Annotated in this window: 8 protein-coding genes; 3 read left to right on the forward strand and 5 right to left on the reverse strand. The window is 71.6% G+C overall.

Features of this window, described 5'->3' with window-relative positions; genetic code table 11:
* Window positions 1-7: 7 nt before the first annotated feature.
* Both ACFWGJ_RS37615 and ACFWGJ_RS37620 read right to left on the reverse strand, forming a co-directional pair.
* Window positions 8-136 (reverse strand): hypothetical protein, encoded by a 129-nt coding sequence (locus ACFWGJ_RS37615; RefSeq protein WP_387333461.1) that lies wholly within the window; start codon window positions 134-136, stop codon window positions 8-10.
* 256 nt (window positions 137-392) lie between these two features.
* Window positions 393-1,301 carry a LysR family transcriptional regulator gene (locus tag ACFWGJ_RS37620; protein ID WP_387333462.1) on the reverse strand — a complete coding sequence of 303 codons (909 nt, stop codon included), beginning with the start codon at window positions 1,299-1,301 and terminating at the stop codon, window positions 393-395.
* Between the two features lie 102 nt (window positions 1,302-1,403).
* Here ACFWGJ_RS37620 and ACFWGJ_RS37625 point away from each other — a divergent pair, with 102 nt between their 5' ends.
* Window positions 1,404-2,429 carry an NADP-dependent oxidoreductase gene (locus ACFWGJ_RS37625; RefSeq protein WP_387333463.1) on the forward strand — a complete coding sequence of 342 codons (1,026 nt, stop codon included), beginning with the start codon at window positions 1,404-1,406 and terminating at the stop codon, window positions 2,427-2,429.
* 154 nt (window positions 2,430-2,583) lie between these two features.
* Here ACFWGJ_RS37625 and pruA read toward each other — a convergent pair whose 3' ends face one another.
* Together pruA and ACFWGJ_RS37635 are read right to left on the reverse strand one after the other, a co-directional pair.
* Complete coding sequence (gene pruA / locus ACFWGJ_RS37630; RefSeq protein ID WP_387333464.1) at window positions 2,584-4,224, reverse strand: L-glutamate gamma-semialdehyde dehydrogenase; 1,641 nt, start codon at window positions 4,222-4,224, stop codon at window positions 2,584-2,586.
* A gap of 103 nt (window positions 4,225-4,327) precedes the next feature.
* Window positions 4,328-5,254, reverse strand: coding sequence for a proline dehydrogenase family protein (locus ACFWGJ_RS37635; protein ID WP_387333465.1), 927 nt, complete (start codon window positions 5,252-5,254; stop codon window positions 4,328-4,330).
* A 150-nt stretch (window positions 5,255-5,404) separates the two neighbouring features.
* On the opposite strand from ACFWGJ_RS37635, the gene ACFWGJ_RS37640 reads away from it, so the two are divergent.
* Window positions 5,405-6,643 carry a PucR family transcriptional regulator gene (locus ACFWGJ_RS37640; RefSeq protein ID WP_387333466.1) on the forward strand — a complete coding sequence of 413 codons (1,239 nt, stop codon included), beginning with the start codon at window positions 5,405-5,407 and terminating at the stop codon, window positions 6,641-6,643.
* A gap of 19 nt (window positions 6,644-6,662) precedes the next feature.
* Here ACFWGJ_RS37640 and ACFWGJ_RS37645 read toward each other — a convergent pair whose 3' ends face one another.
* Window positions 6,663-7,277 carry a TetR/AcrR family transcriptional regulator gene (locus ACFWGJ_RS37645; protein WP_387333467.1) on the reverse strand — a complete coding sequence of 205 codons (615 nt, stop codon included), beginning with the start codon at window positions 7,275-7,277 and terminating at the stop codon, window positions 6,663-6,665.
* 97 nt (window positions 7,278-7,374) lie between these two features.
* On the opposite strand from ACFWGJ_RS37645, the gene ACFWGJ_RS37650 reads away from it, so the two are divergent.
* The gene (locus tag ACFWGJ_RS37650; protein WP_387333468.1) at window positions 7,375-8,949 is read left to right on the forward strand and encodes an MFS transporter; all 1,575 of its coding nucleotides are present in this window, start codon (window positions 7,375-7,377) and stop codon (window positions 8,947-8,949) included.
* Window positions 8,950-9,027: the final 78 nt, after the last annotated feature.

The following is a 9,027-nucleotide window of genomic DNA, read 5'->3' on the forward strand; positions in this document are numbered from 1 at the left end:
ACGGGACTCAGTGGCCCGTCGAGCCGCCGTTGTCCCGGCGGTCGAGGGCGCGCTGGAGCGCGGCGGCGGCGTTCTTGCGCTCGGACTCGCTGGTACGGGAGACGTGACGGACTCGGCGGGCGGTCGTCTCGGCCATGATGCATCGGCTCCTTGCCTCCGGCAGCGGACGCCGGAAGTGGGGTGAGGGGATTACGAGACGCCGGAAGAGGCGGGGAGCGGGGCCGCAGGGGTTGCCTGCCAGGGGCTCCGGCTCACGACCGCCATTCGCTGGGTCGAGCGAGACGTTCGGCTCCTTCAAAGCTAAGCGAGGACTCCGCATCTGTCTCCATAGTTAGTCGGACTTCCTACTATCTGAGACGGCGGATCGGGTCACCCCTCTCTGACCTGCGCTTTCACCTTTCGGCCTGCGGACGCTGCACGAGCCCCCGCAGCTCCCTGATCAGCGCGCGGACCGCGAGCGTCGTGGCGAGTTCGGGTGTGGTCACGTATCCCACGGAGCGGGTCGGGCGCTCCGGGCCGAGGTCGGTGATCTCCAGCGTCGGCGGGGCGCCCGTCAGGGACAGCGCGGGCATGATGGCCATGCCCAGACCGCTGCCGACCATGGAGAGCACCGCCCCGTCGTCCTCGGCCCGGACCGTCGCGCACGGGATCCAGTCCTGCCCGGCCCACCAACCGCGCGTGTACGAGGAACAGTTCTCCCGCCAGTCGACCAGCGGCAGTGAGCGCGGCCGGGGATGGCCGGCCGGATGCACCAGGGAGTACGGCTCCTCCAGGAGCACGTCGCCGATCAGTCCGGGCGGTACCGGTGTGCTCGTGCCGAGGGTGGCGATACCGATGTCGGCCCGGCCCTCGGCCACCTCCCCCGCCGTGCCGGGACCGACCTCCCGTACGACCCGTACCGTCGGCTCGATGCCCGGATGGCGTGCGGTCAGCCGTTCCAGCGCGGGCGGCAGCAGATACAGGGCCGCGCTGCGGAACGCGGCGACACGCAGCGGCCCGGCGACGGTGTCGTCGCCGTCGGGGCCCGCGCCCACCCCCCGCGTCTCGGCGGCGAGCGTCTCCAGCATGCGCAGGACGCGTCGCGCGTGGGTCGCGGCACGGGCCCCGGCGGGGGTGGGCCGGGCGCCGTACCGACCGCGCTCGAAGAGGACCACGCCGAGTTTGCGCTCGATGCCGCGCACCGCGTGGGACACGGCGGACTGGGTCGTGCCGAGCGCGACGGCCGCGGCGGAGAAGCCGCCCTCGCCCGCCACGGCCACCAGGGTCCGCAGTTCCTGCGGCGCGAGATCGGCTGCCTGCATCAGGGCTCCCACCTGCTGCCATGAGGGCCGCTCATGGGTGCGGCCGTTCCATGAGCGCAACCCTCTGCCCGCCCGGCGCATTCCTGCCTACGGTCCCTGTCCATGACCACCCCCGTGACCGTCCCCCCGACCGGCACCACCGATGTGGCGCTCACCGTGCAGCAGACCGCCCGGCCGACCGGTTTCCCCACCCCGGACCACTTCCGGTTCGTCGAGTCGGCGGTGCCCGAACCGGCGCCCGGCACGGCCCTGGTGGAGAACCTGTACTGGTCCGTCGATCCCTACCACCGCGAAATGATGGACGGGGACTTCGAGTTGAACGCCCCGCTGGAGGGCCGCACGCTGGGCCGGGTCGTCGCGTCCCGTGACCCGGCGCTGCGCGAGGGCGAGATCGTGTTCCACCGGCACGGCTGGCGCACCCACTCCGTCGTACGCCCCGCGGAGACCCGCCGCCTGCCGCACCACGACGGCGTACCGCTCTCCGCGCACCTGAGCCTCTTCGGCGGCACCGGCCTGACCGCGTACGTCGGACTCACCCGCATCGCGCGACTGCGCGAGGGCGACGACGTGTTCGTCTCCGCGGCGGCCGGCGGGGTCGGTACGGCCACCGGACGTCTCGCCCGGCTGCTCGGCGCGGGACGGCTGGTGGGCAGCGCGGGCTCGGCGGCGAAGGTCGCGTACCTCAAGGAGCGGGTCGGCTACGACGAGGCCTTCGACTATCACGAGGGCCCCGTCGCCGGGCAGTTGGCGAAAGCCGCGCCCGACGGCATCGATCTGTTCGTCGACAACGTCGGCGGCGAGCACCTCGGCGCCGCGATCGGCGCCCTGCGCAGACGCGGGCGGGTGGTGCGGATCGGCACGGTCGGCCAGTACAACACCCCGGACGCGCCGCCCGTCCTCTTCGACCACGCCGACGTCGTCGAGAAGAGCCTGCGGATCGAGGGCTTCCTGGTGAGCGACCACCGGGACGTGCAGGAGGAGCTGTACGCGTTCGCCGTCCCCCATCTGCTCGGCGGCAGGCTGGCGCTGGACGAGACGGTCGTCGACGGCTTCGAGCGGATCGTGGAGGCGTTCCTGTCGATGCTGCGGGGCGGCAACACGGGCAAGATGATCATCCGGAAGACGTGACGGCCCGGCACGTCGTGTGGGCCCCCGCACGCACGCCGCCCCCGGCCCGGAGGGATGATTCCGGGGCGGGGGCGGTTCGGTGGGGACGCCGGTCCGTGTGCGGAGGCGTCCCGGTCCGGGAGGGGCGGAACTCAACTCATGTACGAGTCCGGTCTCAGCCCATGTGCGGGTACGCGTAGTCGGTCGGGGCGACCAGGGTCTCCTTGATGGCGCGGGTCAGCGTCCAGCGCATCAGGTTCTGCGGGGCGCCCGCCTTGTCGTTCGTGCCGGACGCGCGACCGCCGCCGAAGGGCTGCTGGCCGACGACGGCACCGGTCGACTTGTCGTTGATGTAGAAGTTGCCCGCGGCGTAGCGCAGCTTCTCCATCGTGTGGGCGGCGGCGGCGCGGTCGCCCGCGATGACCGAGCCGGTGAGCGCGTAGTCCGAGACCGACTCCATCTGGGCCAGCATCTCGTCGTAGCCCTCGGGAGTGCTGTCGTCGTAGACGTGCACGGCGAGGAACGGGCCGAAGTACTCCGTGGTGAAGACCTCGTTGGCCGGGTCCGAGCACTCGACGACGGTCGGGCGCACGAAGTAGCCCACCGAGTCGTCGTAGGTGCCGCCGGCGACGATCGTGCAGGTCGGGTCCGCGGCGGCCCGGTCGATCGCGGCCTTGTTCTTGGCGAAGGACCGCTCGTCGATGACGGCGCCGATGAAGTTCGACAGGTCGGTGACGTCACCCATGGTGATGCCGTCGATCTCGGCCGCGAACTCCTCCTTGAAGCCGGAGTTCCAGATGGAGGCCGGGATGTAGGCGCGCGAGGAGGCGCTGCACTTCTGGCCCTGGTACTCGAAGGAGCCGCGGGTCAGGGCGGTCTTCAGGACGGCGCGGTCGGCGCTCGGGTGCGCGACGACGAAGTCCTTGCCGCCGGTCTCGCCGACCATGCGCGGGTAGGTGCGGTACTTCTCGATGTTGTTGCCGACCGTCTTCCACAGGTGCTGGAAGGTCTTGGTCGAGCCGGTGAAGTGCACGCCCGCGAGGTCGCGGTGCTCCAGGGCGACCCCGGAGACCTCGATGCCGTCGCCGGTGACGAGGTTGATGACGCCCTTGGGCAGGCCCGCCTCCTCCAGGAGCTGCATGAGCAGCACGGCGGCGTGGGTCTGCGTCGGGGACGGCTTCCACACGACGACGTTGCCCATGAGCGCGGGGGCGGTGGGCAGGTTGCCCGCGATGGCCGTGAAGTTGAACGGCGTGATCGCGTAGACGAAGCCTTCGAGCGGGCGGTGGTCGAGGCGGTTCCACACGCCGGGCGAGTTCGCCGGGGGCTGCTCGGCGAGCAGGTCACGGGCGTACTTGACGTTGAAGCGCCAGAAGTCGACCAGCTCGCACGGACAGTCGATCTCCGCCTGCTGGGCCGTCTTGGACTGGCCGAGCATGGTGGAGGCGGCGAGGGTCTCGCGCCACGGGCCCGACAGCAGTTCGGCGGCGCGCAGGATGATCGCGGCGCGGTCGTCGAAGGACATCGCGCGCCAGGCGGGCGCGGCGGCGAGGGCCGCGTCGACGGCGTCCTGGGCGTCCTGCTTCGTGGCGTTCGCGTAGGTGCCGATCCGCGCCTTGTGGTTGTGCGGCTGTACGACGTCGAAGCGCTCGCCGCCGCCCATCCGCTTCTCGCCGCCGATGGTCATCGGCAGGTCGATGGGGTTCTCGGCCAGCTCCTTGAGCTTGGCCTCCAGGCGGGCGCGCTCGGGCGTGCCGGTGGCGTAGCCGTGCACCGGCTCGTTGACGGGCGTGGGGACCTGGGTCACTGCGTCCATGGGTTCCGTACTCCTTGATGAGCGGGTGGTTCGGGGCTCGGGCCCGGTTCGGCGGCCCCCTTGCTGAAGTTTTGGGGTGTCCTGAGCTGAGGTGTCCCGGGGCTCAGTCCTTGGTGAGGACCGAGCGGGCGAAGAAGAGCAGGTTCGCCGGCTTCTCCGCGAGGCGCCGCATGAAGTAGCCGTACCAGTCGGTGCCGTAGGCCGTGTAGACCCGCATGCGGTGGCCCTCGGCGGCGAGCCTGAGGTGCTCGTCGCTCCTGATCCCGTACAGCATCTGGAACTCGTACTCGTCGATCTTGCGGCCGGCGCGGCGTCCCAGTTCCTGCGCGATGGAGATCAGGCGCGGGTCGTGGGACCCGATCATCGGGTACCCGTCGCCCTCCATGAGGATGCGCAGCACCCGGACGTACGCCTTGTCGATCTCCGGCTTCTGCAGGTACGCGACCTCGGCGGGCTCCTTGTACGCGCCCTTCACGAGCCGTACGCGGCTGCCGTTCGCGGCGAGGCGGCGGGCGTCGGCCTCGGTGCGGAAGAGGTAGGCCTGGATGACGCAGCCGGTCTCGGGGAAGTCCTTCCGCAACTCCTCGTGGATGGCGAACATCGAGTCGAGGGTGGTGTGGTCCTCGGCGTCGAGCGTGACGGTCGTGCCGATGGCGGCGGCGGCCTCGACGACAGGGCGGACGTTCGCCAGCGCCAGCTCGTGCCCGCCCTCCAGCGCCTGCCCGAACATGGACAGCTTCACCGACATCTCGGCGCGCGTCCCGAGGCCGAGTTCCGCGAGGCGGCCGATCAGCTCCAGGTAGGCGTCACGGGCGGCGGCGGCCTGCTCGGGGGTGGTGATGTCCTCGCCGACGACATCCATGGTCAGCTCCAGGCCCTTGGCCGTGAGGTCCTGGATGATCGGCAGGATCTGGTCGACGCTCTCGCCCGGGATGAAGCGGTCGACGACCGGCCTGGTCACCGGGGCCGCCGAGACGAGACGACGCATCCGGTCGCTGCGCGAGGCGGCGAGAATCACGGGACCCAGCACGGGGCACCTCCACAGAAAGCCGGTAGACGGAGAACCACCGTGAAACCTAGGGACTGACCCGATCGTCAGCCATCGACAGCTGTCACGCATCCGTGTCGCCGATCTCAGACAGATGTATGAAGGCGGTCGGGAACGAGGCACAATGCCCAGGTGACGGCCGAATTCAAGGGTGACTACCAAGACCTGGTCGACGAGATCTCGGAGCTTCTCGGCGCCCCCGCGACACTGGAGAACCGCGACTTCGAGCTGATCGCCTTCGGCGCGTACGACAGCGAGGGCGAACTGGACGCCTCCGCGCTCGACCCGGTGCGCGCCCGCTCGATCCTCACGCGCCGCTCCACGGCGGCGGTCCGCACCTGGTTCGAGAGTTTCGGCATCGCGCGGGCGACCGGCCCGGTCCGTATCCCGCCGACCCCGGAGGCGGGCGTCCACCGGGGCCGCGTCTGCCTCCCGGTACGCCATCGGGGTGTCGCGCTCGGCTATGTGTGGCTCCTGGCCGACGAGCCGGGCCCCACCGACCGGCAGCTCGCCGCGGCCATGGAGGTGACCCCGCGCATCGGCGCCCTGCTCGCGGACGAGGCCCAGGCCGGCGCCGACCTCAGCCGCGAACTGCGCGCCGTGCTCACCGCCGGCAGCGGCTGGCAGCGGGAACTGGCGGTGACGGAACTGCGGACGGCCCTCGGCCCGCGCGGCGAGGGCCCGCACACCGTGCTCTGCGTGGCCGCCTGGCCCTCGGCCGACCCCGACGACGCCCCTTCCGTCCGGACGATCCCCGGCGCCACCGCGCTGTGCGCCCTGCCCTGGAACACCGCCGACCAGGGCCTGGCCCTGCTGGTCCGGCTGCGCTCCCCCGAGGTCCTCGCCCCGGCGACGACGGCGGCGGCCCGCCTCCTGGAGAGGGCCGAGGAGGTACGGGGGTCCGCCCCGCCCGGACAGAACGGGCCCGGGGCGGGGGCCGGGAACCCACCGGGCACCGGCCGGGCGGCGGCCGGGATCGCCGTCCCCCGCACCGGTCTCGCCGACCTCCACACCGCCTGGCAGGAGGCCTCCGCCGCCGCCCGCGCGGCCCTGGCCGAGCCCCGGCTGGGCCCGGTCGCGCACTGGCCGTCGATCGGCCCGTACCGCCTGCTGTCGACGATGTCCCCGGCCGCCGCGAACGACCCGGCCGTGCGCCCCCTGCTCACCCCCGCCCACCGCGAACTGGCCCGCACCGCCGAGGTGTTCCTCGACTGCGCGGGCCAGGCCGGCCGCGCCGCGGCGGAGCTGGGCATCCACCGCCAGACCCTCTACTACCGCCTGTCCCGCGTCGAACAGCTCACGGGCCTGGACCTGGACGACGGCGAGGACCGGCTGCTGCTGCACATGGCGATCAAGGCGGGACGCCTCTAGGTCCAGCGGCCGGGCGTGGTCACCGGGCCCCCTTCGGACCCGGCACCTTCCCCTGCGTCGCCTCGATGACCTTCCGCAGGCCCGCGGTGAGTTCGTCGGCGTCGGCCGCGGTGTCGGGGTCGAAGGTCCACTGGGCGATGAGCCCCATCATCAGGGTCATGTAGAACTTGCCCAGGGTGTCGACGTCGTCGTCGGACACCTCCTCCTCCAGGCCTCCCATCAGCATCGGGATGATGCCGCGCGCCCCTTCGCGCTGGGCCTTCGCGAGATGGGCGCGCACCCCGGGCAGCTTGTCGCCCATGGCCACGATCTCCATGCTGAGATGCCAGGGCGAGCCGGGTGTGCGCATGGTCGCGATGACGTTCTTCCAGACCTCGTGGAACCGCTCCAGCGAACCCGGATCCGAACCGGCCGCACCCCGCGGCTCCCGCGCACCGTCGAAGTCGTCGGAGACACCCTCGACGATCGAGATGTACGCCTCCGCGAGCAGCGTGTCCTTCGACCCGTAGTGGTAGCCGATCGACGCCAGGTTCGTCCCTGATTCCTTGACGATGTCGCGCGCGGTCGTCCGCGCGAAGCCCTTCTCCAGCAGGCAGCGCTTGGCGCCTTCGAGCAGATCCTCACGGTGTCCCATGCCGGTCACCCTACCCTCGCGACAGACAAGTGTCCCAGACGCACGTATTACACATGCGTACTAGACGCGCGTGTAATACACCCGTACAGTCCAGGGCATGACGAATCCGCCGCACCCTCCGAGCCCGATCACCGAGGCCGCGCCCCCGTCCGGACCCCGGGCCAGCCGCCGCGAATGGACCGCGCTCGGCGTCCTGATGCTGCCGCTGCTCCTGGTGTCCATGGACGTCTCGGTCCTCTACTTCGCGATCCCCCAGATCAGCGCCGACCTGCAGCCGAGCGGCACCCAGCAGCTGTGGATCTTCGACATGTACGCCTTCGTGCTCGCCGGACTGCTGATGACGATGGGCTCGGTCGGCGACCGCGTCGGCCGCCGCAAGCTGCTCCTGATCGGCGCCGCCGCCTTCGGCGCGGCCTCACTGGTCGCCGCCTACGCGAACAGCCCGGAGACGCTGATCGCGGCCCGCGCGGTGCTCGGCATCGGCGGTGCGACCCTGATGCCGTCCACCCTGGCGATGGTCCGCACGCTCTTCACGGACCCCGGCCAGCGCTCCAAGGCGATCGGCCTGTGGTCCGCGGTGATGACGGGCGGTGTCGCGCTCGGCTCGGTGATGAGCGGCGTCCTCGTGGAGCACTTCTGGTGGGGCTCGGTGTTCCTGGTGAACCTGCCCGCGATGGCACTCCTGCTGGTCCTCGGCCCGTTCCTGCTCCCGGAGTCCAGGAACCCGTCGCCCGGCCGCTTCGACCTGCTGAGCGTGCCGCTGTCCATGGCGGCGGTCCTGCCGGTGATCTACGGCGTCAAGGAGATCCCGTCCGAGGGCTGGAACGTCCGGTACGTCGTCTCGGTGACCGTCGGCCTGCTCTTCGCCGCGCTGTTCGTCCACCGCCAGCGGACCACCGCCTCACCGATGCTGCCGCCCGCGCTCTTCCGCCGCCGAGGCTTCACGCCCGCCGTCTCACTGAACCTGCTGTCGTCGTTCGCCATGATGGGGTCGGCGTACTTCACCACGCAGTACCTCCAGTCGGTGCTCGGCAAGAGCTCCATGGAGGCCGCGCTGTGGGCCCTGCTGCCCACGGTGCTGGTCGGGGTCGCCGCGCCGGTCGCCGCGCAGCTCGTCCAGCGCGGGGTGAACCGGGCGTACGTCGTCGCCGGCGGCTTCGTCTTCGCCGCCTGCGGCTACGGGATGCTCACGGTCGCCGGTACGGACTCGATGTGGCTGGTGCTCGCGGCGGCGGGCGTCATCGCCGCCGGGATCGTCACCGTGATGTCCCAGATGATGGACCTGGCGCTGGGCACCGTGCCGCCTCCGCAGGCGGGGACCGCGTCCTCGGTCCTGGAGACCGGGGCGGAGTTCGGGGGCGCGCTGGGGATGGCGCTGCTGGGGTCGATCGGGACGGCCGTGTACCGGCACGAGATGCCGGCCTCCGCGCCGGCCGGGGCGCACGAGACGCTGGGGGCGGCGCTTGCCGAGGCTCAGCTGCTGCCCTCGCGGGCGGGGGACGCGCTTGTCGGTGCCGCGCGGGAGGCGTTCACCAGTGGGATGCAGGCGGCTGCGGGCGCGGGGGTGCTGCTTCTGCTGGGCGCGGCGGTGCTGGCGTCGGTGACGCTGCGCGAGGTACGGACCCGCACCCAGGATTGCGCCCCCGCCGCCCCTGCCCATTCCCGTCCCTGACGCGGGTGGCTCCGCCCCCACACCCCCGATTGCGCAGTTCCCCGCGCCCCTGAATACCTCTAGGGGCTCGGGGAACAC

Source organism: Streptomyces sp. NPDC060205, from assembly GCF_042728395.1.
Classification (GTDB): Bacteria; Actinomycetota; Actinomycetes; order Streptomycetales; family Streptomycetaceae; genus Streptomyces.